Source organism: Virgibacillus proomii (assembly GCF_018916875.1).
Lineage (GTDB): Bacteria > Bacillota > Bacilli > Bacillales > Amphibacillaceae > Virgibacillus > Virgibacillus proomii_B.
The window spans coordinates 22,371-47,500 of record NZ_JAHLNO010000005.1 but is presented as its reverse complement, the minus strand read 5'-3'; the positions used below and the strand labels follow the sequence as shown (position 1 = coordinate 47,500).

25 protein-coding genes are annotated in these 25,130 nt (G+C 36.8%); 6 read left to right on the top strand and 19 right to left on the bottom strand.

Features of this window, described 5'->3' with window-relative positions; genetic code table 11:
- Positions 1–24 precede the first annotated feature (24 nt).
- From KQI21_RS03910 to bshC, 8 genes are all read right to left on the bottom strand, one after another.
- Positions 25–1,386, bottom strand: a complete 1,362-nt coding sequence (locus KQI21_RS03910; RefSeq protein ID WP_309245497.1) for a UDP-N-acetylmuramoyl-tripeptide--D-alanyl-D-alanine ligase — start codon at positions 1,384–1,386, stop codon at positions 25–27.
- Positions 1,386–2,861 carry a UDP-N-acetylmuramoyl-L-alanyl-D-glutamate--2,6-diaminopimelate ligase gene (locus tag KQI21_RS03905; protein WP_216482734.1) on the bottom strand — a complete coding sequence of 492 codons (1,476 nt, stop codon included), beginning with the start codon at positions 2,859–2,861 and terminating at the stop codon, positions 1,386–1,388. The genes KQI21_RS03910 and KQI21_RS03905 overlap by 1 nt, the downstream gene beginning before the upstream one ends.
- Positions 2,862–2,987: 126 nt before the next feature.
- On the bottom strand, positions 2,988–4,919 hold the full coding sequence (locus tag KQI21_RS03900) for a stage V sporulation protein D (RefSeq protein ID WP_216482733.1): 1,932 nt from the start codon (positions 4,917–4,919) through the stop codon (positions 2,988–2,990).
- A gap of 191 nt (positions 4,920–5,110) precedes the next feature.
- A complete protein-coding gene (locus KQI21_RS03895; protein ID WP_216482732.1) occupies positions 5,111–7,306 on the bottom strand; it encodes a PASTA domain-containing penicillin-binding protein in 2,196 nt (731 codons plus the stop codon).
- A gap of 24 nt (positions 7,307–7,330) precedes the next feature.
- A complete protein-coding gene (ftsL, locus tag KQI21_RS03890; protein ID WP_216482731.1) occupies positions 7,331–7,705 on the bottom strand; it encodes a cell division protein FtsL in 375 nt (124 codons plus the stop codon).
- A complete protein-coding gene (gene rsmH / locus KQI21_RS03885; RefSeq protein ID WP_216482730.1) occupies positions 7,705–8,682 on the bottom strand; it encodes a 16S rRNA (cytosine(1402)-N(4))-methyltransferase RsmH in 978 nt (325 codons plus the stop codon). Before rsmH ends, ftsL begins: the two co-directional genes overlap by 1 nt.
- Before the next feature lie 55 nt (positions 8,683–8,737).
- A complete protein-coding gene (gene mraZ / locus KQI21_RS03880) occupies positions 8,738–9,169 on the bottom strand; it encodes a division/cell wall cluster transcriptional repressor MraZ (protein WP_216482729.1) in 432 nt (143 codons plus the stop codon).
- Between the two features lie 327 nt (positions 9,170–9,496).
- Positions 9,497–11,116 (bottom strand): bacillithiol biosynthesis cysteine-adding enzyme BshC, encoded by a 1,620-nt coding sequence (gene bshC / locus KQI21_RS03875; RefSeq protein WP_216482728.1) that lies wholly within the window; start codon positions 11,114–11,116, stop codon positions 9,497–9,499.
- A gap of 701 nt (positions 11,117–11,817) precedes the next feature.
- Between bshC and KQI21_RS03870 the strand changes: the two genes are divergently transcribed.
- Positions 11,818–12,300 carry an N-acetyltransferase gene (locus KQI21_RS03870; RefSeq protein WP_216482727.1) on the top strand — a complete coding sequence of 161 codons (483 nt, stop codon included), beginning with the start codon at positions 11,818–11,820 and terminating at the stop codon, positions 12,298–12,300.
- 304 nt (positions 12,301–12,604) lie between these two features.
- On the opposite strand, the gene KQI21_RS03865 is transcribed toward KQI21_RS03870, so the two are convergent.
- From KQI21_RS03865 to KQI21_RS03855, 3 genes are all read right to left on the bottom strand, one after another.
- Positions 12,605–13,069 (bottom strand): RsfA family transcriptional regulator, encoded by a 465-nt coding sequence (locus KQI21_RS03865; RefSeq protein ID WP_216482726.1) that lies wholly within the window; start codon positions 13,067–13,069, stop codon positions 12,605–12,607.
- A 404-nt stretch (positions 13,070–13,473) separates the two neighbouring features.
- On the bottom strand, positions 13,474–13,647 hold the full coding sequence (rpmF, locus tag KQI21_RS03860; protein ID WP_077320323.1) for a 50S ribosomal protein L32: 174 nt from the start codon (positions 13,645–13,647) through the stop codon (positions 13,474–13,476).
- Between the two features lie 157 nt (positions 13,648–13,804).
- Positions 13,805–14,335 carry a YceD family protein gene (locus KQI21_RS03855; protein ID WP_216482725.1) on the bottom strand — a complete coding sequence of 177 codons (531 nt, stop codon included), beginning with the start codon at positions 14,333–14,335 and terminating at the stop codon, positions 13,805–13,807.
- 294 nt (positions 14,336–14,629) lie between these two features.
- Here KQI21_RS03855 and KQI21_RS03850 point away from each other — a divergent pair, with 294 nt between their 5' ends.
- Complete coding sequence (locus tag KQI21_RS03850; protein WP_216482724.1) at positions 14,630–14,815, top strand: hypothetical protein; 186 nt, start codon at positions 14,630–14,632, stop codon at positions 14,813–14,815.
- Positions 14,816–14,903: 88 nt separating this feature from the next.
- The gene (locus KQI21_RS03845) at positions 14,904–16,118 is read left to right on the top strand and encodes a nucleotidyltransferase (protein ID WP_216482723.1); all 1,215 of its coding nucleotides are present in this window, start codon (positions 14,904–14,906) and stop codon (positions 16,116–16,118) included.
- A gap of 229 nt (positions 16,119–16,347) precedes the next feature.
- Here KQI21_RS03845 and KQI21_RS03840 read toward each other — a convergent pair whose 3' ends face one another.
- Positions 16,348–17,385, bottom strand: coding sequence for a SepM family pheromone-processing serine protease (locus KQI21_RS03840; protein WP_216482722.1), 1,038 nt, complete (start codon positions 17,383–17,385; stop codon positions 16,348–16,350).
- Between the two features lie 410 nt (positions 17,386–17,795).
- Between KQI21_RS03840 and spoVV the strand changes: the two genes are divergently transcribed.
- Entirely contained in the window at positions 17,796–19,007 is a 1,212-nt protein-coding gene (gene spoVV / locus KQI21_RS03835) for a dipicolinic acid transporter SpoVV (RefSeq protein ID WP_216482721.1), read from the top strand.
- 108 nt (positions 19,008–19,115) lie between these two features.
- On the opposite strand, the gene coaD is transcribed toward spoVV, so the two are convergent.
- From coaD to KQI21_RS03800, 7 genes are all read right to left on the bottom strand, one after another.
- On the bottom strand, positions 19,116–19,595 hold the full coding sequence (gene coaD / locus KQI21_RS03830; protein ID WP_216482720.1) for a pantetheine-phosphate adenylyltransferase: 480 nt from the start codon (positions 19,593–19,595) through the stop codon (positions 19,116–19,118).
- Between the two features lie 15 nt (positions 19,596–19,610).
- On the bottom strand, positions 19,611–20,186 hold the full coding sequence (gene rsmD, locus KQI21_RS03825; RefSeq protein ID WP_216482719.1) for a 16S rRNA (guanine(966)-N(2))-methyltransferase RsmD: 576 nt from the start codon (positions 20,184–20,186) through the stop codon (positions 19,611–19,613).
- 579 nt (positions 20,187–20,765) lie between these two features.
- Positions 20,766–21,041, bottom strand: a complete 276-nt coding sequence (locus KQI21_RS03820) for a YlbG family protein (RefSeq protein WP_216482718.1) — start codon at positions 21,039–21,041, stop codon at positions 20,766–20,768.
- 277 nt (positions 21,042–21,318) lie between these two features.
- A complete protein-coding gene (locus tag KQI21_RS03815; protein ID WP_216482717.1) occupies positions 21,319–21,753 on the bottom strand; it encodes a YlbF/YmcA family competence regulator in 435 nt (144 codons plus the stop codon).
- A gap of 53 nt (positions 21,754–21,806) precedes the next feature.
- The gene (locus KQI21_RS03810) at positions 21,807–22,040 is read right to left on the bottom strand and encodes a YlbE-like family protein (protein ID WP_216482716.1); all 234 of its coding nucleotides are present in this window, start codon (positions 22,038–22,040) and stop codon (positions 21,807–21,809) included.
- 11 nt (positions 22,041–22,051) lie between these two features.
- Positions 22,052–22,462 (bottom strand): spore coat protein YlbD, encoded by a 411-nt coding sequence (gene ylbD / locus KQI21_RS03805; protein WP_216482715.1) that lies wholly within the window; start codon positions 22,460–22,462, stop codon positions 22,052–22,054.
- Positions 22,463–22,584: 122 nt separating this feature from the next.
- Positions 22,585–23,649 carry a CAP domain-containing protein gene (locus KQI21_RS03800; RefSeq protein WP_216482714.1) on the bottom strand — a complete coding sequence of 355 codons (1,065 nt, stop codon included), beginning with the start codon at positions 23,647–23,649 and terminating at the stop codon, positions 22,585–22,587.
- Between the two features lie 365 nt (positions 23,650–24,014).
- Here KQI21_RS03800 and KQI21_RS03795 point away from each other — a divergent pair, with 365 nt between their 5' ends.
- Positions 24,015–24,257: a hypothetical protein gene (locus tag KQI21_RS03795; protein WP_216482713.1), complete on the top strand. Its 243-nt coding sequence runs from the start codon at positions 24,015–24,017 to the stop codon at positions 24,255–24,257.
- A gap of 135 nt (positions 24,258–24,392) precedes the next feature.
- Positions 24,393–24,758 (top strand): YugN family protein, encoded by a 366-nt coding sequence (locus KQI21_RS03790; protein WP_216482712.1) that lies wholly within the window; start codon positions 24,393–24,395, stop codon positions 24,756–24,758.
- The last annotated feature ends 372 nt before the right edge of the window (positions 24,759–25,130 follow it).

Here is a 25,130-nt window from a genome sequence, read left to right as displayed (position 1 = left end):
TCCTCCTTGTACGAAACCGCCCGACTATATAGACTGATTCAACTCAGTTATTAATACTTCAAACTTCAACCCTCTAGAAGCTTTAAATAAAATAATTGCTTTTTCATGTAAATGAGGTTTCAGCGCTTTGAGTAAAGCTTGTTTGGTTGAGTAATGTTCTGCAGGAACCGGGTTATTCTGCTCATTCATCGCCTCTGTAATATATTTAGCAGCTTTACCAAATGTGCAAACTTTTGTAATTGGTTTATCAATTACTTCTACAATAGATCGATGTATAGCTTCAGAATAAACTCCCAGTTCTAAAATATCTCCTAGCACTAATACCCTTTCCGAAAACCCGCCCATTTGTTTAACAACCTGAATGGCAGCTTTCATCGATGTTGCAGAAGCATTGTATGCATCGTTAATAATCGTAACGCCATTTTTTCCAATTCGTTTTTCAAATCGCATGCCTGTTTTCGTGATAGAATCAAACGCTGTTTGGATTTTTTCTGTTGGTATATTTAAGCATTTGCCTATAGTAATTGCCAAAGCAGCATTCTTAGCATGATGACTTCCTAAAAAGGGGATTGTATAAGTGGAGCCATCAAGTATTTGGAATACGGTTTGTTCTTGCTTTAATACTGATGAAGTAATTTGTATATCATTCCCCGCTGTAAAACCGCATGTTTTTACATAATCATGATGGTGCAGATGACTTAATAACGGTTCATCCCCATCGATTACTAATGTACCTGTTTTACTCAGTCCTGCTAGTATTTCCAGTTTAGCCTTGGCAATATTTTCCCTAGAACCTAAAAATTCGATATGTGATTCACCGATATTTGTGATAATAGCATAATCAGGCTTTGCGATGGTGGATAATAATTGAATCTCCCCAGAGTGGCTCATTCCCATTTCAACAACCAATGCTTCTGTTTCTTTCGGCATTGACAAAATAGTTAATGGCAAACCAATATGATTATTAAAATTACCAGCTGTATAATGGGTCTTGTACGTTGTTTTTAAAATTGCTGCAACCATATCTTTCGTTGTGGTCTTGCCATTGGAACCCGTGACAGCAATCACAATTGGATCAACCAATTTGCGATATTCTGACGCTAAGGTTTGAAGGGCTGTCAACGTATTATCAACCTTAAAGACCGTAATATATTCAGGTATCGTTTCCGGTAGTTTTTTTTCCTTATCCCATATAACTGCAATTGCTCCATTCGTAATTGCTTGGTCGACAAACTGATGTCCATCAAAGCGTTCACCAATAATAGGGACAAATAAACCATTTGTCATTGTCTCACGACTATCCGTGTAAACTCCTTGAATCGATTGACCAATTATATTTCCCTTATAGTCTGGCAATACTTGCGAAAGCCATTTTACCGTAAACATCATTTATTCTCCTTCGCTAAAATTGCTGCACGGGCAACTTTTCGATCATCAAAATCATGTTTTGTATGACCAATCTGCTGATATGTTTCATGACCTTTTCCAGCAATAACGATAATATCTCCAGGTGCTGCTTGATGGACCGCTTCATAAATAGCTTCCTTACGATCAACAATCACCTCATATGTGGAATCTTGTGATAATCCACTAATCATATCATCTAGAATCGCCTGTGGATCTTCAGTTCTTGGATTATCAGAGGTTAGAATTGCTTTATCTGCATATTCAGCCGCTATTTTTGCCATTATTGGCCGCTTCGTCCGATCCCGATCTCCTCCACAACCAACAACTACAAATACACGTTCAGCGGCAAACTCCTTCACCGTTTGTAAGACGTTTTCCAACGAGTCCGGGGTATGTGCATAATCAACAATTACTGCAAATGGCTGACCTTCATTAACTGGCTCAAACCGTCCATTCACGCCTTCGATTTGCTGAAAAGCTGTTTGAATAACCGAAAGTGGAATGTTTACGGCTATTGCGGCTGCACTCGCTGCCAGCATATTATAAACATTAAATTTCCCCATCAGTTTACTTTTAATATGTATATTGCCAACTGGGGTTTGCAGCTGAAAATGGATCCCTCTAGCTCCTAATTTAATACCAGTTGCCATCACTTGACTTGGTTTATTAATACCGTACGTAATGACTTGCTGTGCAGTGCTTTCTTTTAATACTTTACTTGCTGCTTCATCTTCATTAATAATCGCAAATTTTAGTTTTTCTTCCGTATAATTATTTCCCAGTTGAGCAAATAACAGACTTTTTGCTCGTAAATACTCATCCATATCTTTATGAAAATCTAAATGATCTTGGGAGATATTGGTAAATATAGCCATATCATAATCACAGCCATGGACTCTACCTTGCACAAGTGCATGAGAAGAAACCTCCATAATTGCCTGGTCTACTCCTTCGTCCAACATATGTTTAAATGATTGCTGCAACATGATTGCATCTGGAGTAGTATTTACAACCGGATACGTTTTTTCTCCAATCTTCATGTGTATGGTGCCTATAACACCGGTTTTCCGCTCAGCTAATTGAAAGATAGCTTCCAGTAAATATGTTACGGTTGTTTTACCGTTTGTTCCAGTTACACCGATTAAAGGAAGTTTACTTGTTGGATTCTCAAAAAACTTTACAGCGAGCATCGACAAGGCTCGATGGGAATCGGCAACAAATATAGTAGGAAGCTTTGAATCCACCGGCTTTTCTGCGACAATGGCAACAGCTCCTTTTTGTTCAGCCTGCTTAACAAAATCATGTCCATCGACTGTATAACCAGCAATACAAACAAATAAATTGCCAGACTCCACTTTTCGTGAGTCCATCACAATGTTCGTAACATCAATGTTGTCGATACTTTTGTTTGTTTGATAAAAAGGTAAACAGCTTACTAATTCTTCTAAATTCATTTGTAACATCCCATTCTTCTTGTTAAATTCTCACTATATAATAATTCTTTGTGACATTCGTTTTTAAGAGGGTAGTATAACCCTCTTCTTTATTTTGCCTATCTATTATAGCAAATATAAATCTATTTAACGATCTTTTTTCGCTAAATAAATTCTAATTTTAGATCCTTGTTCAACTTTTGTTCCAGGACTAGGAGCTTGATCAACGATATAGTCTCCCTCTCCACTCGTTTCTACTGACAAATTTGTCATATACTCCGTTAACTCTTTCTTTCTTAATCCAACCAAGTCAGGAACTTCTACTTTTGGCTCTTCTGGCCACTGGTATTCCTTTTCCAATCCTCCCTTTTGCGGTTTGATATCCATTGCTCGGAGGCTATCGCCAATAATAGTCCCTACAATTGGAGCTGCTACAACTCCACCGAATTGAACAGTATTTTTTGGATTATCAACCGCTACATAGACGACGATTTCTGGATCATTAGCTGGTGCAAATCCAATAAATGATACAATATAATTGTTTTCCATATATCTACCATCTGGCCCCACTTTTTGTGCAGTTCCCGTTTTCCCACCCACACGGTAACCATCTACATAAGCCGGACGTCCTGTTCCTTCTGCCACGACGCTTTCTAGCGCCTGACGGATTTCTTTTGAAGTCTCAGGCGAGATAACTCTTTTCTTTAAAGTTGGTTCTACCTTCTGCTGAACTTGTGAAGTTGTCGGATCAATCCATTCATCTGCAATGTATGGCTTATACAAATAGCCGCCATTTACAGCAGCTGCTACAGCCATCACTTGTTGAATCGGTGTAACAGAAACACCTTGACCAAAGGAAGTAGTAGCTAACTCAACCGGTCCAATATTTTCTGGTTTAAATAAAATACCAGTTCCTTCTCCTTGTAAATCAATCCCTGTTTTCTTACCAAAGCCAAAATTATGAATATATGAAAATAGCTTGTCGTCTCCAAGCTTTTGCCCAAGATTGACGAAACCCGGGTTACAAGAATTTTGCACAACCTCTAAATAATTCTGACTCCCATGTCCGCCACTTTTCCAACAACGTAGTCTTGCTCCTCCTACTTTAATAGCACCATCATCGTGGTAATGATCTTTTGTTAAATCTACCACTCCCTCTTCAAGTGCTGCGGCCAGTGTTATAATTTTAAAAGTAGAACCCGGCTCATACGTACTCCAAATTGGTAAATTACGGTCAAAAATAGTAGAATCTACCTCTTGATAGTTTTCCGGATGAAAATTAGGACGTGATGTCATTCCAAGAACACCGCCCGTTTTAGGATTAACTGCAATAGCAATAGCACCATCCGGATCATATTTGGATTCCACTAAATCTAACTCTCTTTCCATAATCGTTTGGACCTTCGTATTGATCGTTGTTTTTAAGTCTAACCCATCTTTTGGCGGTGTGTAGATATCAGCCAAATCATCTAATCTTCTTCCTTTAGCATCTGAATAAAATGATAAACTTCCTTTTTCACCATTTAGTAGCTCATCATAAAATAATTCAAGTCCCATTAAGCCTTGATTATCAATCCCTGCAAAGCCTAATACATGGGAAAGATCATCACCATATGGATAATGCCTTTTTGAATCCTTCGCTAAATAAATACCTTCCATATTTAGTGAGCGAATTGCCATTTCCTGTTTTTCATTGATTTTTCGACCTTCTGGGTGTATGTTCACACTGGAAGCATTTCTTGTAATATATTCCAATGCTTTCTCCTCAGAAATATCTAAAATAGCCGCTAGTTTTTTTGCTGTTTCTTTCGGTTCTTTAACCTGCCTAGGGACAACAACAACAGAGGGTGCTGTTACATTCTCAGCAAGAACCTCTCCATTTTCATCTAGAATCCTCCCCCGTTCAGGTTCAAATTCGATATTTCTTGTCCATGAATCTGTAGCTTGTCCCATTAATTGATCACCTAGTACAAATTGTACATAGCCTAAGCGAATATCGATGATGAGAAAAATGACTAAACCAATAAGAAAAACAGCGACAATCCTTTTCTTCGTCGTCACAGCGGATACACGTTTCATATTACATCTCCTTTTTAAAGACATGCTTGTATCCACTATATGAACATTGAAGATGGATTAGAACACTGTTTCTCTTACATAAAACCCTTGGCTTTTATTTCTTCTTCATAGATTAATTTAGAAGAATTTTAGTTGGTTCCCCTTATACTTTTTCACTTCGACTGAAGATAAGGGGGTACTTCGATGAAGACTTAGTTATTCTTTTGTTTTTTAAGTGGAACAAGTTCAATCCCCAAATAGTCACCTGGCTTAATTTTAGTCCCGGTTTTAATATTCTGTGTCGCTACATAACCATTACCAAATGTTTCTGTTTTTAAATCCAACAGTTGAGCAAACTGCATAGCATCTCGAAATGACCAGCCAACGATGTTTGGCATTTGCGGTTTTTCTGTTACTAAGAAGATATGGCCATTTGGTAGAACTTTATCTCCCTCAGCTACATTACATTTTACTATTTTCCCTTTTCCAGTTGTTGTAACCCGTAAACCTCGTTTTGTTAATACGTCTTTCATTTCATCAACATCTTTGCCAATTAAACTAGGTATGGCTATTGCTTCTGTTTTTGTCTTATTTTGTTTATCTGGATCAATATTTAAATAATGCAGGCCATTTTCCATGACATTATTAAATATGAACGAAACAGGTTCGGCGCCATTAGGGATGGAGCCATCTTTTTTCGGCTTAAGTTTTGGCTGCTTTACAGATACATACATCATTAACTGAGGATTATCAATGGGGGCCATTCCTAAAAAGGAAAACACATAGTTTTCATGACCGATTAAATAACCACCCTTTGGATTAGGGATTTGAGCTGTCCCGGTCTTACCTCCAACCGTATAATCTTCTAGTTTAAAATTTTTCCCCGTTCCATGTTTTCCATTTACTACTGACTCTAATAATTTCAGCATTTGCTGCGATGTATTCTTTGAAATTGGTTCACCAACTACTTTCGGAGATTTTTCTTCAATTACCTGCTTTGAATTAGGATCGATTATTTTTTCAATGATATATGGCTGCATCATTTTTCCACCATTTGCTAGGGCTGTAGCAGCCTTCATTTGTTGGATCGGAGTCATCGTCGTTCCCTGTCCAAATGAAGTAGTTAGCTTTTCTGCGGGCCAATTATACAAAATCTCGCCAGCCACTTCATTAGGTAAATCAATATTCGTTTTTTGATCAAAATGGAACGCTTTTAAATATTCTAGATACTTGTCAGAACCGATTTTTTCCCAGACCAGCTTTGAAGCAGCAACGTTAGAGGAGCGTTCAAAACCTTCATCGTAAGAGATTGCTCCCCACCCATTTCCGCCATTATGGTCACGAATAGGCTTAATTTTTTCATTTGGCTGGTATTGTCCAGACTTATAAGCTTCATTTCCATTGTAAACACCCTCTTCAATCGCAGCTGCCCACGTAAACATCTTTATAGTGGAACCTGGTTCAAAAGGAGTTGAAATAACATCATTGTACCAGTTTTCAACCTTTGTCGGATTGTTAGGATCGTAGCTTGGTCGATTACCCATTGCGATGATCTTCCCTGTTTTGGGATCCATGACCACAGCTGATATTCGCTCTGGCTCATACTTTTCCTCTACTTGAGACAACGTATCCTCAAGCAATGTTTGTATTTTTTGATCAATTGTTAAGTAAATATTTTTTCCGTTCTCTGGTTTTTTCACAGCCTCTTCTGGATGAAGCAGTTTTTTATTATATTTATCTCGTTGAAAAGAAATATAACCATCTTTTCCGCTTAAATACTTATCCATTTGCTTTTCAATACCTGTTACGCCTTTGGTTTGTGTCTGTGGCTTTTTCTTTTTACCAGTTTCCATTTTCTTAGCAAAACCAATAATTTGAGAAGCAAATGTTCCATTAGGATATGCACGCACAGCTTCTTTTTCAAAGTTGATCCCGGGTAGGTTCAATGCAGCAATCTCATCCTTTTTTTGTAAGGACAGTCCTCTTCCTTTTGTACCGAATTCAACTTGGAAGCTTTTCTTTTCAATCCCTTTCTGTAATCGATCTAATATGTCACTTTCCTTCATATCCAATAAAGGTGCTAATGTTTTAGCCGTTTCTTCCGGATCCACTACATGTCTAGGCTTCTTTGCACCTTCCGAATAATCTTCTCTTAATATGGCATACAAGCGATAGGTTGGCTTATCATATGCTAATAACATTCTATTACTATCATATATTTTACCTCGTTCAGCGGGTAATGGATAAGCGGAGGTGCGTTGCTTGTCCGCCCAGGCTTCCAACGAAACACCATCCACTTCTGCTGTTGCTTGAATATATAAAAACCTTCCCGATAAAACGAGAAAAATGCCCACAAATAAGATGATTAATATCCCTGCCATGAAGTGAGTTGTTTTATTTTTTCTCATACAAGTCCGTTCCCCTTAAATTGGCTAATTATCGATGACTTGTGCCTGCTTTACTTTTGTATCTTGTATTTTCAAGCCGTTTTTCTTCGCAATCCTAATGATTCGATCTGGATCACTTAATTCTTTAATTTCATCCTCTAATTGTTCATTTTTCGATTGTTGAACATGTACTTTGCTTTCTAATTCCTGCGTGTTGCGATTAATCGCATCGGTTGAGGAAGAATAAGAAACCATATAGATACCAGCTAAAATGATGCAGAAACCAATGATGGAATAAATTACTTTTTCACCTTTCGTAATCCATCCCTGTTTTGAAACTTTAACAGAAACAGGTTGTTTACGATGTGGTGTGTGTTGCGGTCTCGTCTGTTGCCAAGTTCTCGCATGATTCGCACTCATTATTTTCTCCACCCTTCTTCATAGGTAAATTGTTGTTGCCATTTTGCTTGTTTTTCCACGATTCGTAGTTTTGCCGAACGTGATCGCCGATTTTGAGCTAATTCCTCAGCTGTTGCAACAATCGGTTTTCTAGTTATTAATCGAAATGGTGCTTTAGCCTGTTCTGGGATAATAGGTAGATTACGTGGCGTTTCTTTGTTTGAACTCCATTTTTTAAATGCTTGTTTACAAAGTCTATCCTCTAAAGAATGAAAGGTGATCACAGCAAGTCTTCCATTTATCCCGAGTACCCTCGCTGCTTGATGAAGTGCATCATTAAATACCCCAAGTTCATCATTTACAGCAATTCTCAATGCTTGAAAAATCCGCTTTGCTGGATGTCCGCCTTTCCGTCTTGCAGGTGCAGGTATTGCTGCTTTTATTATGTCAACTAATTCATATGTGGTCGTTATAGGTGCTTTTTTTCGCTGCTCTTCCATCTTTCTAGCAACTTGTTTCGAGAATTTTTCCTCACCATATTGAAAAAAAATCTTAACCAGATCTTGATAAGACCAGTTGTTAACAATTTGATATGCATCTAACGTTTGTTCCTGGTTCATGCGCATGTCAAGCTTTGCATTATGCTGATAGCTAAACCCCCTCTCCCCTCGATCTAATTGAGGAGATGAAACACCTAAATCAAATAAAACTCCATCTACATGAGTAAGTTGGTGTTCTGCTAAAATCACTTCAAGCTGATTAAAATTGGCGTGAATAAATAGTATCTGTTTTGCATAAGCAGCTAATCTTTTTTGGGCGACTTGTAAAGCCTCTAAATCTTGATCAAAAGCAATGAGTAAACCATTTTTATTTAGTTTAGTTGCAATTGCTTCTGCATGACCGCCACCACCAAGGGTACAATCTACATAAACACCATCTGATTTAACGTTAAGACCTTTAATTGCTTCATCTCTTAAAACACTTATATGTTTAAACATTGAAAACACCCATTTCTTCTTATACGCTCACCTTTTATACAGAGTTGAATTACCACTAAATATCAAAGTCCATTAGATTCTCAGCAATTTCTGCAAAAGATTCTTCTGATTCAGTAACATAAGTTTCCCAAGTGGAATGAGACCAAATCTCAATTCGGTTAGAGACACCTATAATTACACATTCTTTTTCTAAGCTTGCATACGTTCTTAATGTTTGTGGGATGTTTATTCTTCCCTGTTTATCGATTTCACATTCAATTGCGCCAGAAAAGAAAAAACGCGTAAAAGCTCTGGCATCCCTTTTTGTAAGGGGGAGTTTTTTTAACTTTTCTTCTAAAACTTTCCATTCTGTCATGGGATAAGCAAATAAACATTGATCAAGCCCGCGAGTCACCACAAAAGTAGCTCCCAGTTCTTCGCGAAACTTGGAAGGGACAATAATTCTTCCTTTTGTATCAATGTTGTGCTGGAATTCACCCATGAACATATATTCCGCCCCACCTTCGTACATATTATATTACCACATCCCCCCACTCTGCACCACCTCATTTTCAATTTTTCCATTATCATCCACAAAAAAGGGTCTTTTTGCCTAAAAAGCAAAATAAAAAAAGGTTGTCATTCATTGATATGACAACCTTTTATCTAATTTAGTCAGCTGGTGGGGGTTTTTCACAGCTAAGTATATTTCCCACTATTTAATTTTTCCTTGTTTTTCTGTTAAGATTAAATTTCTGAGTGTTTTTTCGATTAAACTTTTTGAAACTCCAGATGACAACATTTCGGGTAGAGCATATCTCTTCTACAAGCCCCTTTATACATAAACTGCATAATGTTCTTGTTCAAACGAATAGGCTTGATTCATCAGATTTTCAATGAAATTAAACCCATAAGCGTTCAGCCAAGGAAGAGGATTCCATATCCGCTCTTGCAGTCCATCAGCTGGATGTAACGTACAATGAAGTAAATCAAAAGCAGCTAACTCAATCTTATGTCTTTCTTCAAGTGCTTGCATTAATCTGGATTCTAGATACGAAATATGTTTCTGCAAGTAAAATAAATTTTTTTCCGCTAATGCTCCTAAATCACTTCGCATTGCCATCGCTACTTCTCGTAATGGCAACTGTGCCCGAGCAACCTTTTTCCGTGCTTCATCGGCAGTTTGGCGAATAGAAGGGGTGCTTTTACTTTCGAGCCATGCAGCTTTATCTTGAAGCACTCCATTATTAATTACTCGTTGTGTGTCCAGTTGATAATGCTTAAGCAACTTTTCAACAGAACGTTCTATGATAGTTATTGAATACCTAGGTAGTATAGGAGGCATCTTTATTCGCAACGCATGAAAGGCTGACTTTAGCGCTGACCAATAACTAAGTTCCCCAGGACCGGCAATAAACGCTAAGTTAGGAAAAAGTAGTTCTTGCATAATTGGTCGAGTAACAACATTATTGCTTAAACAAAAAGGATTGGTTTCCGCGATTTGAATCATTTCTGCTGTAGTTAAACGTATCTCATGTTGCTTTCCTTCCCAATCTCCATTTTCCATTCGATTCAGTAATATCCGCTCACCATCTTGATAATAAAACAAATGAGCATCAGTCAGTTCTGCTGTTAACAACGGAGAGTATCCCAGTTTCTGCAGTTTGGTTATTGAATCACTAACACCCTTACTTATTTGCGGTTGATGTTTGATTAATTGAACAAAATAATCGCTTTCCAGTTCACGTGTATGTTTATTTCCAGAATCAATCAACACGAGCCCCGATCTAGGAAACAGCCGAAAAATAAGCTTTGCAAAAAAATCAACATATGTCTTCGATGTTTCGAGACATATTCTTATTTCATCATATAGTTCTTTCGTATAGTTTGTTTCCATCAACTGTTTAAATAGACCGTCAAGCCAAGGGTTCATTATTTGCTTATCTATTTGTATATCAGATATAGCTGTCTTATTATTCACTTGCTGATGTACTTGATATTTATTCATTTGTTGTTCTTGTTCTATAAAAATATGATTTATTTCAGCAAAATCATGGTCTTCACCAGCAATCCAAAATACAGGAATAACAGGAACATTCAACTTTTCTTCCTGCTCTCTTGCTAATTTTATAATAGAGATGATTTTATTTATCGTGTACATAGGTCCTGTTAATACACCTGCTTGTTGACCACCGATAACTGTTACTGCTTCAGGTGTTCTAAGTCGTTGTATATTCCGATATGTTGATTCAGGAGCATCCCACTGTCGATTCATGGTAAGTAAAGCATTGCTTAGCTCCTCACGCTTAAAGTTTCTTTGTTGCAGATCATGATACCTATGGTCAAAATCATCCAATGGTTTGTAATCAAAAAAAGTGTGAATCTTCTGTTTATAGTCCCGATAATCCCTTAATAATTTTGTTTGCTGATATAGATCGATAGGTTTGATCCGCATAAATTCCTGCTCCTTTTATTTGTAATCTCCTCTAAGTATTGTACATAAAATAATCGCAAATTTCATGTGATCTGTTTTTATTCTACATCTAAGGTAAGGTGCCGTAAGATTCTCTTTTCAAGATTTATAGAGATCTAATCGAAGATAACGACACCTAAATGACGATTCGTCCGGAGCGACAGAACAAAAGGTAAAAGTGCTCAATTAGTGACATCCAAACGGGAGGTCTGACGAGATAAAGGAAACATGCCTCTAAAACAGGGGTATGCCGACGCCTAAAGCGGCAAGCCCGCTTTTAGTCGGCCTTCCTTTAGATTCGAACCCGATAATGATTTATCGTAGGAAGAAGTTTGAAATTTGCTACAACCTAAAGCGCTTAAGCTAGACGATGAGGTTACTTATTAAAAATTATTCACAAAAAAATCGGTAAAAATATAACTTTATTAATTACTGCCTACACCTTTGTGCATCGTTAAACGGAGCTTTTAGCTTTTATTCTTACTTAATTGGGGTATTATAGAAGCTTCATCCTTGTTGTTGAAGTAGAAACCGAATTATACTATGTAGAAGATATTATATGCGCTTCGATTTATTTTCATCTTCATCTTTTTTATATTATAATAAAACCATAGAAAAAACCTAAACTATTCTGAATTTAAACCAGAATTTTTTATGTCTACAGGAGATAAGGGGGCAGGATTGTGAAACCGGTCAAAGTGGAGAAACTCATGATCAATTATAAAACATTGGAAAAGTTTAAGCATTTTAAGGAATACGGTAACCAAGAATTGTCAATGCTAGAAGATTTAGAAAATAACCTAGTAGAAAATCAAAGCGATTCCCCGTTTTATGGTATTTATATCGGGGACAGTTTAATAGCAAGAATGAGCCTTTATAAAGTAAATAAGAAATATGATTACTATTTTGATCCTCCACAAGATTATTTAACATTATGGAAATTGGAAGTGCTTCCGGAATATCAAGGACAAAGCTATGGAAAAACATTAGTAGATTTTGCCAAAAGCTATAATTTACCAATCAAAACGAATCCTCGCATTAACTCTCATGGGTTTTGGGAAAAAATGGGGTTCAAAAAGGCTCAATATGAAATGGAACGTGACCTGGGTGAAAACCCACTCATTTGGATGCCAGAAGGAGTTAAAGAGAAACCTGTAGTTAAATAGAAAACATTCGTAAAAAATTGAAAGACATGAATAAATAAAGATTCATGTCTTTTTCACTGTCCAGGAACCGATATCCATTTCTACACAGTGGATATCTTTGTTGAAAATTACTTCATCTAGCTTATACGTCAAGCAACTAGAAAAAGAAGAGAAAAACAGTCCTTCCAATGAAGTTTGACATTATCTCATCAGAAGCTCTCCAGTTTGTATGTCGCTAAACGAGCGCTTCTAGCTTTCGTTCCTATTTTTGATAAACAATTTAAAAAAACCTGGAATAATTTACTTATCTATTTGTTCGTTAATGTTACTCTGGTTTAACTAAATTTAACAACTTCCCTATTTCATCCCAAGCTCTTTCATAACGGGCCAGCTTTTCCTTTAAATGCAAATTTTCTCGCTCTAATTGTTTCGTTTGTTCTTGAACACGGTATTGACTAGCATCCGCCTGACCAATATTAGACTTCATTTTTTCTAATAACAAAATAGCAGTCTCTATCGTATCTTGATCGTGGGACTTTGCAGTATTCCAGAAATTATTTCTATTTCCCTTTTTCCGTTCTTCTTTTGCGCTTTGTACCTCTTGTTCATATTGTTTACGAATGGTAGCATTCCATCTAAATCCACATGCAGCTGGTGTTCTGGATAACTTTTGTGCCACCTCTTTAAAAGCTTCTAATTGTGTTTTTCCTTCTCTTATATAACGCAGGACCGTATCTGCTAATAGGATATCTTCATCCTTTGTCCACGCATCTTGTCTTGTTGCGTTCATTACACATCCTCCTTATACGTTTGCTATCAATGTATGCAAAAACTAGGTGTGATAGAATAAAGGATTATATTTTTAGCAGATTTTTTAGTTGAGATAAAGAAAACGTTACCAACAATGTCTGTTTGTTATCTAATGTTAGTTGGACTTATGCGTTAATCTTAACGATTTTTATATCGCCACTAAAGTTGGTTCTCTGTCAAATGTGCTGATGGAAGTTGAACATTGATTATATATCACATTCTGTATAGAGCCAGATGTCCGTTATTGTCCACATAAAAAAACAGACCACCTCTGTGACCTGTTTTCTCTACAACAGCTTTTATAAGAAATCTTACGGAGTAATACCCGAAAAACTATTATATTTGTTTTAAGTATCCCCCTCTTACACGACCCACTGTTTGCGATTACTGACTTACTACCTCTTTACCGTCATAATGTCCGCATGATTTACAAACATAATGAGGCTTTGTTAATTCTCCACAATTTGAACATTCTACCATGCCAGGTACGTGTAATTTTTTATGCGTACGACGCTGATTTTTTACTTTTTTTGAAGTTCTTCTTTTAGGTACTGCCATGACTTACACCTCCTTCATAAGATTAGAAAACCTTGGTTACGCTAAGCATTTCACACAGATGATTGCCTAGCTTGAACTTAATACTTGAGAGAGACTAAAAAACTTGCGTTAAACTTTTATACTTTTCTTACGTAGTAAAAAACGCTAAGCAATCAGCTTAATTGTGCTTCTCGTCATCGTTAAATAATGATTCCAGTTTTTTAAAACGCTTATCTATCGTGTGCTCGTTCTTTTCTTCTGAAATAATTTGCCAGCCTTTCCCCGCTGTTGGGTTGTTTTCTCGGCTTGTTTTTTCATCTGAAAATACGCGATATGGAACCTCTAATAAAATATTTTCCTTGATTAACGGTGTTAAGTCAAGGACTTCTCCCTCAATTGGATGGACTTCATCCTCCACTTCGTCTTCCGTTAAATAAGTTGCAGTTGTAAAGACCTCATCGGCTTGAATATCGAAAGGATATGAAACATCCGCTAATGTTCGAGCGCATGGAAGTATCATTTCACCTTTAATATGCAAGGAAAAAATAATGTTATCTCCTTGAAAAAAACACGTTCCCCAAACTTTAACTTCATCAATATGTCGAATATCGTTGTTCATCGTTTCTAGTTCCTGAACATTTACAGTGTTTTCAAACACAAAAGGTTCCTTATAAGCACTTTTTTTCAGCTGAGCTAATACAAATTTCATTATTATCACCTCAAGGCAACAAAAGTTATTTTAAAAGAAAAAAAGACTTTTGTCAACATATTCTCTTTACAGACTAATTTACAATTTATTGATTGAGTTGTTCATTAATCATCTTTTATATTTAGACTATCTACAGTATTGAACGTTCACCTCCAAACCATTTAAACTCATCTTCTACCTTTATTATTTTCCCCAGTGGAATTTTTCTAATGCTAATATCTATTATTTCTGCTACAATAAGACACATATTTGTCCCGTATCTAAGGTCACCGTAAGACTTCCGCATCAAGAGTTATGGGCGCTACATGCTCGATTCGTTCGGCAACAGGACAAGAAACAACCACGACAGCGATACTTCGCACGCAAAAAAAGTGTACTTCTTTTTCAAGGACAGAGAAGCTACGTCAGCAATACACCGCGATTTTTCAAGGAAAGGAAAATTATGTCCGTAACGCATCGCGGTTTTTCAAGGACGTCTGAGGTTTTAGCTTTTGTTCGACTTATCAGGAGAAGATAAGGACAACCACATTACTGAATGAAGGTTTACTTTATAAGGAGTTGGTGAAAATTGCAAGCTTGTGGTCTAATTGTTGAATATAATCCTTTTCATAATGGACATGTTTATCACATTCAACAGGCAAAAAAACTCACTCAGGCAGACTGCATCATTGCTGTAATGAGCGGAACTTTTCTTCAACGGGGAGAGCCAGCAATAATTGATAAATTCCATCGCACAAAAGCAGCCTTGAAGCACGGTGTTGATCTAGTTATTGAACTTCCATATGCATTCGCTGTCCAAAGCAGTGAACTTTTTGCTAAAGGTGCAGTTTTAGCTCTTGATGCTCTTGGAACAACTAGCCTTTGCTTTGGTAGTGAATCAGGGGAAATATCCGATTTCATTCACAGTTACAAGCAACTAACCGCTAGGAAAAATGAATTTGAACAAGCGCTAAAAACACATGTAAAAATGGGGTTAGCATTTCCTGAAGCAAGCAAAGCCGCTTATCAACATATCGGTCTTGATCTAGCAAAGATTGATTTATCAAAACCTAACAATATTCTTGGTTTCAGTTATGTGAAAATGATTTATGACCTTCAACTGTCTATAACACCTCTGACGGTTGAACGTAGTCAAAGTGACTATCACGATAAAACAATAACCGGAACCATTGCAAGTGCTACTAGTATACGCAACTCTATCATCGAGTCCGGAAACATAACTCAATCTGTTCGTAACGCTATACCAGAAACAACTTATCTACAATTGAAAACTTATAAACAGGCCGCTTCACTTTGGCACACTTGGGAGCATTATTTTCCACTGTTACATTACCGAATAGTTACGATGTCTAGTAAAGAGCTTTCTAAGATTCAAGGAGTGGATGAAGGCTTAGAGTATCGATTAAGGAAAACAGTTAAACAAGTACGTTCTTTTAATGAGTGGATGAACCAATTAAAAACAAAACGATACACCTGGACTCGACTCCAACGAATGTTTGTACATATTTTAACGAATACTACGAAACAAGAAATTAGGAGTGTATGCAATCCGAATGAACTCCCATATGTACGAATCCTTGGTTTTAATAAAGCCGGACAATCCTATTTGCATCAACATAAGAAAAAGCTAGCTACCCCAATAATTACAAGTATGACACGTCAAATGCATCCATTATTAGAAATAGAAGAGCATGCAAGTAACGCCTATTACAGTGTAGTCCCACCAGAACGAAGATTACCGTTGCAAAAACAGGAGTTACAGCCACCGATTCACATATTCTAAAAAAGCTCCTTCATGTACTATCATGACAAGGAGAACAAATACAGCTAACCATCTCAGTACGATACCATTTCCTAGAACTGTTAAAAGCGCTTAAGTTTAGTGTATATCTTGCCAGTCTAATTACTAAGCTAACCGTGTTTGCCTCCTTTGCTTAACAACGGTCTTTAACAATAAGCGTCATGAATTAAACAAACTATTTTTATAGTGTTATTTAAACTTTGTTAAAGACCTACTCAGAAGCAGTAGGTCTTTTACTTTCATCTAACGTTTTTAAATAAGTAATTGCATCATTAAACGTATCGACTGGAACAATTTTCATATCCGTGTTAATTTCTTTAGCTTTTTTTAGAGCGATTTGATAATTGGAGTTTGCTTTTCCCTTCTCATTAGGCGCAAAGAAAATATCTACCCCTTCTTTATCTGCTGCAACTACCTTTTTATCAATTCCGCCAATCCGATAAACATTTCCATCATAATCAATTTCACCAGTGCCAGCAATTTCATAACCTTTCGTAATATCTTCTTTTGTTAATTGATCATAAATTTCTAAAGAAAACATTAAACCGGCACTTGGTCCACCAATTTGTCCACTAGAAAACTTCACTTTTGGTTCCACCGAAACGTCGCGATCTGTTACGAGTTGTATCCCAATTCCAGGTTTACCTCCAAGATCAGTTAATTTTTCTAACGTTATCATCTTTGTCATCTTCTTATCATCTCTTACAAATTCGACTTCTATCGTATCCTTTGCCTGTTTTGTAGCCACATAATCAAGTAAATCATCTGCTTCTTTTATTTTTCTTCCATCAATGCCAATGATTCGATCTCCCATTTTTAGTTTTCCATCCGCAGGCATATCTTCCATAACAAGCGCTACGTATACTCCACTATAATTAATTTTAATTTTCCCATTAGCAGCTTTATAAGCTACAACAGTAGAGGCTTCCTGCGAGCTTTCCATCATTTGTAATTGTGCATGCATATACTCATCATCCGTAATACCGTCAGGAAACACTTGATCTAATGGTAATATTTCGTGGTGTGGCAAAACCTTTGCCAATAAGAATTGCATCGGCGTAGCCTGTGAACCACTTACTGTTACCAAGTGCATATCCCCCTTACTAGAAAAACCATTTTCAACTTCTACAATTGGATTTAGAGGGTCAGCACTACCTGGTTTATAAATATAATATGGCAATTTAAAAAATGCCAAAAAGTATACAGTAACAACAACAAGCAATAAGCTTAATACATGTTTTTTCCTCATATATAACCCTCCACTTCCAGCCTTTCCATTTCATAAAAACAAAAACATTCTCCTTTATATTCGTTCGATCTTTGTAACCTAGGGATTAGGATCAATAATTACTCAAACGAAATAAGCATAGTATTAGCTCATATCAATAGAATGGGGCATTAGTGAACGCAATTGGCAAATGGAACAGGATCATTTTTCTAGTGTAAATATTTTAAGCCAGATGGCAAACTACAAATTTTGCTTTCAAAAAGACGAACTATAAAAAGTGTATGGCATAAAACCACTATGTATGTGCGTATATTTGAAGTATACTTGTACAACACGCGAAGCAAAATGATTGGCTAACCAAATGGTATTCCAATTTTACTACTATCATTTGAATAAGTACAGAGTAAGGCTATTTTCTAGGAGGCTCAACATTGGCACAAATAATAAAAACAATTCTTTTTTCCGTCATAACTTTATGTATCGCCATCTCTTTAGTCAAATTTCCCGATCAATCGCTTGAAGCAAGTATAAGAGGTTTAAATATTTGGTGGGAAGTCGTATTTCCTTCCTTACTCCCCTTCTTTATTACTGCTGAATTGCTTATTAGCTTCGGAGTAGTACGATTTATCGGTGTTTTATTCGAGCCAATCATGCGCCCCCTCTTTAATGTACCAGGTGTCGGAAGCTTTGGCATGTTTATGGGAATGGCAAGCGGTTATCCTACCGGAGCAAAAATAGCTACAAGATTACGTAAAGAAAAACAACTAACAAGAGTAGAAGCAGAACGTCTTGTATCGTTCACCAATGCTTCAAGCCCATTATTTATTTTTGCAGCAATATCAGTTGGATTCTTCCATGATAACAAACTGGGAGCTTTACTTGCTGTATGTCATTACGTAGGTAATATCTTCGTCGGCTTATGTATGAGATTCTATGGTAGAAGTGAACATGAATGGAAGATGGAGCAAAAAAAGAAGAACAAGTCTAAAACATCCTTACGAAGAGCTTTTTATGCTATGCATCGCGCGAGAATAAGTGATGAGAGGCCATTAGGAGAAATACTAGGTGATGCTGTCATTCACTCGGTAAAGACGCTTGTTATGGTTGGAGGATTTATCGTTTTATTTTCTGTATTAACGAAATTGATGTTTCTAATTGGCTTTACATCCGTTATTGCCAAATTGGTAGAACAATTATTAATGGTCTTTTCCATCTCAACAGAATTTGGGCTACCTATCATATCTGGTTTATTTGAAATAACGATCGGTGTTCAAAGCATTTCCGGTGTGAATGATACATTACTCGTACAAGCTACATTAGTAAGCTTTATTTTGGGGTTTAACGGTTTTTCTGTTCAAGCACAAGTAGCTAGTATCATATCGAAAACCGACATTCGTTTTACACCGTACTTTTTTGCACGTATCCTGCACGGTTTTTTCGCTAGTACACTGACCATCTTTCTCTATAAACCCCTATATTTAGATAGACAAGCTTTTGATATGTATGATGTCCCTGTGGCGCATACGACTTCAGTAAATAGATGGATGGATATTCTTACAACAATTGCTTCGGTTGGTCCATATATTACTATTATATGTATCATAGCTTCCTTTCTTCTTTTATATCGACGGTTCATAAAATAAGATTTAACTATATTGTGATGGCGAACTGAAAAGCTATCTGTAAGTGTGTCCAAAAAGAGGGCTCTACCGAATAGCGAAGCCCTCTCTTTACGTTTAAAACTTAACAAACTATCTGAATTTCTTTTCTAAGGCCTCTTGAACTACTTTTGGAACCATTTCACTCACATTCGCTCGATATTTAGCAACCTCTTTAACAATACTGGAGCTTAAAAACGAATATTGGTTTTTCGTCATCATAAAAAAGGTTTCAATATCCTCATAAAGATGTCTGTTCATAGATGTAATCTGCATTTCATATTCAAAGTCACTAACAGCTCGTAATCCACGAATGATTGCTTGTGCGTTTTTTGACTTAGCATAATCCATCAACAAGCTGTTCGATGAATCAACCGTAACATTTGACAGTTCTTTGGTAGACTCTTTTAATAGTTCTATTCGTTCTTCTACCGTAAACAATGGAGCTTTGGACTGGTTATTAAAAACAGCAACAATTACATGGTCAAATATTTTAGCACCTCGCTTAATAATATCTAAATGTCCATACGTAACCGGATCAAAGCTGCCTGGACAAATCGCCAATCTAGTCAAGATAAGTGCTCCCTTCTAGTTAACTTTATAGAGGGTTATCCAAATGGTACCTCCATAGTTTGTTTGCTTCACAATGGATAAACGGGGATGGTCAGCAGGCAGTTCTTCAGATGCATCGTGTTCACAATAAATCCACCCGTCAATTGCTACTAATTGAAGCTCTAATAGTTTATTTAAGAGCTTCTCAAGATTAATTTTTCCATAAGGAGGATCAAGAAGAACGAGTTGAAATTCTAATTGCCTTTTTGCCGCAGCATGTAAAGCACGAAAAGCATCTGTCCGAAATACTTCAGCTCGATGTTCAAGGTTTAATCGTTGCAGATTTTCATGAATGGTATGTATAGCAAGAGGATATTTATCAACAAATATAGTTTTGTCAATTCCTCTACTTAAAGCTTCGATTCCCAGAGCTCCACTTCCCGCAAACAGGTCGATGGCGTAGCCTCCTTGAAAAAAAGGACCAATAATTTGAAAGGCAGCTTCCTTCACTTTGTCTGTTGTTGGACGAGTTGCCTTTCCGGGAACAGCCTTTATAGGTCTTCCTTTATATTCACCTGCAATAATCCGCATCGCAACACCTCCGTTAACCATTATTCGACATTTATCCTATCATAAAAATTTAAAAACGAAAACTAAAATATTCAACTGGGAAAATTTTTAGGTAAGATGTATATAAATTGCGCGATCGTCTATACTAAGATAATGAAACAGCTAGAGGTTACCTTGGTTGTTTCAAAACACGGAGAAGACTTACACTTCCCCATAAGTTCTTCTTCCGGTTTCTCCTCTCCCTTTGCCTTTTTGTTTTCTATATAAGAAAACAGAGGGACCTGTAGATTTTTTTCTGCAGGTTTTTTCTTTTTTAGGAAACTATATCATATTCCTACATTGTAGATAACGTAGATAACTTTTTTTAAAAATAGCACTGTCTAGCTTAAGTCTCCTAGCTGAGTATACTTCGACCGCCTTCCTAACAATAAGTCAACATCGACTCAAATCTAAAGGAAGGCCGACTAAAATCGGGCTTGCCGTAAAGCGTCAGCATACCCCTGTTTTAGAGGCATGTTTCCATTATCCAGCATGTAAAATGCCGTTATCCCACTTAGACTTCTTCGTTCTCTATATTTCTCTTGAAGTGGGAGTATTACAGGACTGAAATGGGGATAAAAATTATATTCCCATTTTATAATCATATTGCTTCGCTTTATCCAGCTTAGCATTTTCAAAGTCTGTGCGAACAAACGGCTTATTTGAGCGCTCTACTTTAGAAACAAAGGAAAGTTTGACTAGCTTTTCTTCTACTTTCTCTATGTCCTCCTGGTCCACATATAAAACCGCATATCTCATCTTTTTAGAACTGTATATGTAATGACCATACCGCTTTATTTGCTTCAGATTTTTCATATGCTGAAACCAAACAATTAATCCCTGTCGATTAATTCGCATCCTTTTACCCTCACTATCAAAAATTTTTGCACTAAGTTAAAATTTTATATTTTCTTAACGTTCTAAAAAACTTTGCTTGTGTTGATCGTCGGTGCAAGCAAGAATGATTGTACCGACAGTAAAACATAAATTTTACACATCAAATTTTAATTTCTTAACATGTAATATAGATTATAGCATGTTTAGAGGGGGAGATCCCCTCAACATGCACTGTTATAGTATCTCTAAGGGTTCTTCTTTCTCAATAAACTCTTTTTTTGTTGAAATAAGGACTCCTTTATGATGCACAGCCACAGCCTCCACTGTTTCCGCAGCCGCAGCCTCCAGTTAATAATGCGCCTTCTCGTGGGACTTTAATTTGTTCACTAACGCTATAAGCAACAAACTCACTAATATCATCTAATAGTTGTTGCAAATTGCGCTCAGCAACTTTAAAGGAGGCTACTTTTTCATGCATATCCATCTCCCGCTTAGCCTTACGAACTTCTTTCATAATCGTATTATAATCGGGGTGGTATCTCCCAAATCGCTGAATCTCCTCATAATCCTTTTTTATTTTTAAAAAAGCACGGATCAGCTTTTGAGCATGTTTGTCCTCTTTCAACTCTTTTTGAGATTGACGATAGACTTCCATGACGTCCGAATGAATAATCATGTTACTTAATTGCTCCGAACGATCAAGCATGGCTGCATAATCCATTGTCGCTATCATCCTATACACCTCCACACCTTCATAGTATCACTTTTTACCGTTTGTGAAAATGTTTAATCTTTCATCGCCCCTGCAAATTGCATCAACATTCCTACCATTTGGATTTGCTGATTAACTCTATTTATTTGCTGGGAAAGAGTTTTCCCATAAAAATATTTAGCTTCTTTCTTCATTTCTGGAAGTAAGGAGGGATCTCGAGATAAATAACGATACCAAATTGGATTCATGCGAACAAAATGTAACAAGTCCGGATTCTGTTCCAAATAACGATAGCAAATTGGCTCCATTTTATCGCTCCTCAATCACGAAACCAACCCATTTGTTCATGCGGGGCTTGTTTCGTATGATTTGTTTGTTTGAATTGTCCAATAATCTCTTGAATGGTAGAAATAGATGAGCTAAAATGTTCCATTTGCTGTTGAACTTTATCTAAATCGATGGACTCTGTCATCTTCAATAATTGATTAAACAGCTCTGTGTTTTTGTCTTTTTTCGAAAAATTTCGCTTCTTCTTCTCCTCTTTATTGGATTCCTTTTCGGGTTGTTTATATTTTGTCCAATATGGATCATCCTCACCTAGTAAAGCCCATTTTTCATACATTTCTTGGAGCGGCTTGCCACTTTTACGAATTTCCTCAATCAGTTTCGGATGGCTATTAATAAACTGTTTAAATTCGATCACTGAAGGATGTAGGGACCTGTTACTCATACGGATCACCTCTCAACTACATAGTCATATGCACTATATTCTATGTAAGTACCCATGGTTTGTGATTAAAAAAAGTTGGATGCAACAATAATTGGGCTGCATCCAACTTTAAGTATCGGCTTCTAAAAGGGTTTTCCTAAAAAGTTTTGCGTGTAGTAAAGACGATATACCCCTACCCCTAAATGCGTATATTTTTCATTTAATAAAGCCTCTCTATGTCCTTCACTATTCAACCAGCCTTCCATCGCAGCAGCTGCATCTGGATACTGTGCAGCAATATTCTCCCCTGCTGCCACAAATGCGACCTCTCCTTCCTCCAGACGTTCTTTCAACCCTCGTCCATCTAAACTGGAGTGTGAGAAATAATTATGCTCTTCCATATCTTTACTATGACGAAATGCAACTTCTCCAACGGATTCTTCCCATTTTAATTTATCTTTTCCGTGCTGCTGCCTGATAATATTAGTAATATCGAAAATCTGTCGCTCCATCCCTGCCTCAACCTTTGCCCATTCTTCTTCTGTTAATTTTGGCTTTTCCGGCAGTTTTCCCCGATATTGCAATTCATAAGGCTGATGTTTTAACAGTATATCTACATCCAATATACGGACGGATGAGAGTTTTTGTGTAAACGTATCAAAATAAAGCTGCATAAAGACAGAATCGGATATTTTTACAAGTGGACGCATTTTTCTATCTTCCGACTTAAGTTTAAATGTGTAGGAAGCCAGTCCATTACGATAGTTTAGTTCTTCAGGAAAACTAAAATGTTGCTGTACTTTTTTATAGCTTTCTCCGATGGTAACAGGCTCTATATTCGTTCCCTTTCCTGTTGCGTAAATTGTTTTCACCCGATCATTAACAACGCCAAATTGGATATACTGATCAACCTCATTGGTATAAATCCACCATGTATATCCATACGCACTCGGATCCTTTCTAACAGGTTCACCAAGTTTTTTAACTAATTGATCCGTTGGCTTTTCATACCATTGAAACAATTCCCCTTCTAAGGACAATGCGTCTCTTTCGGGAACATTTTTTGACTTAAGCATTTCTTGTTTTTCTTTTACGGTTTCACTGATCGAATTCATCTTTTCATCAGGAGACATATCATTTTTTTCTAAAAGATAGAATCCTGCTATGGCGATAACAGACAACAATAATAGATTTCGTATAAAGCGCATCGCTCGTTCTCCTTTTTTATACGATTATATGTTTTCTTCAAAAAATAAATGCTAGTTACTCTATTATTACAAGTATAATAATAAAAAATTCACGCTTCAGCAAACGTTTTAATTTATCTTTTTCATTATCTAAGAAATATTATTCTAAAGTAGCATCGTCTAACTTAAGCGCTCAAGTTGTAGTAAACTTCGCGCTTCTTCCTACGATAAGCCAACATCGGGCTCGAATCTAAAGGAAGGCCGACTAAAAGCGGGCTTGCCGCTCAGGTGTCAGCATACCCTTGTTTTAGAGGCAGGTTTTCTTTATCCAAAATGTAAGTAGCCGTATTATTCTCATTTCAAAAAATGCTTATGATGTTGTGAACATGATGAGAAAAACGGCTCCTAAATCCCCGATTCGTTTGGGTCGACAGGACAGAGTTGCTACGACAGCGATACTTCGCACGCAGAAAAGTGCTTTTCTTTTCAAGGAGAAGGAAAGCTTCTTGAATAAACATCGCACGAAGAAAAAGTGTTTTTCTTTTTCAAGGATAGAGTTGCTACGACAGCGACACTTCGCACGAAGAAAAGTGCTTTTCTTTTCAAGGAGAAAAGCACTCCTTGAATGAAGTTTCCCTTTATTTTGGTTAGAAGTTCTCCAAAATTTGTACACCGCTAAACGAGCACTTCTCGCTTTTGTTCTTGAAAGTTGTTACGTTTCATACTAATATAGTATCATGAGGACAAAGAGGTGAGGTGGGAAAATGAAATTAGAAAATACTGGATTAGAGGATCTGGTCATTGACATAAAAGCACTAGATCATATAACGGGAAAACACGCTTTTATCCGGGCAGAGCAATGGGACTATGAGCGTGTGACATACGATTACCGAATTGATTCTTCAGAAAAAAACATTACATACTATATTCGCATTCAAGGCTATGCCGTTGAAGGTGATGTTGACCGTGGAAACGCCATCATTAAACTGATGACACCATTATTAGGAAAACATTACTATCCTCACGGTGTTGAATATGGTGAAGAAGAAAACTTTCCAGATAATATTGTAGAACGAGCTAATCATTTAGTTACTAAATTAAAAACAGAAATCGAGCTACTTAAACAGTAGTCTGTCAGTTATCTTCTCTTTATCATTCAACACAGAATATTATTATCGAATGCAATGTATATCACGATCCCTGCTCTCCTTGGACTTTAAGTCGGGTGAAAAGGGATCAACTATCCTTAAACTAATTTTATAGTTAATATTACCGCCATTTTTATTGATCATATTAGGTCTGTCATAAGTGAAACTCCTTTCAGTATTAGTTTTCTACTGATAGAAGTAAAATAAGACTATTGCTCGGAAGGCGTTGAAAAACGCGATGTTTAATCAAGAAGTCTTACTTGTCCTTAAAAAAGAAATGTGACGTATCGCTGTCGAGGCTTTTCTTGTCGACCCGAAGGAATGGGCATTTAGATGCTTATCCCCCACGACTTC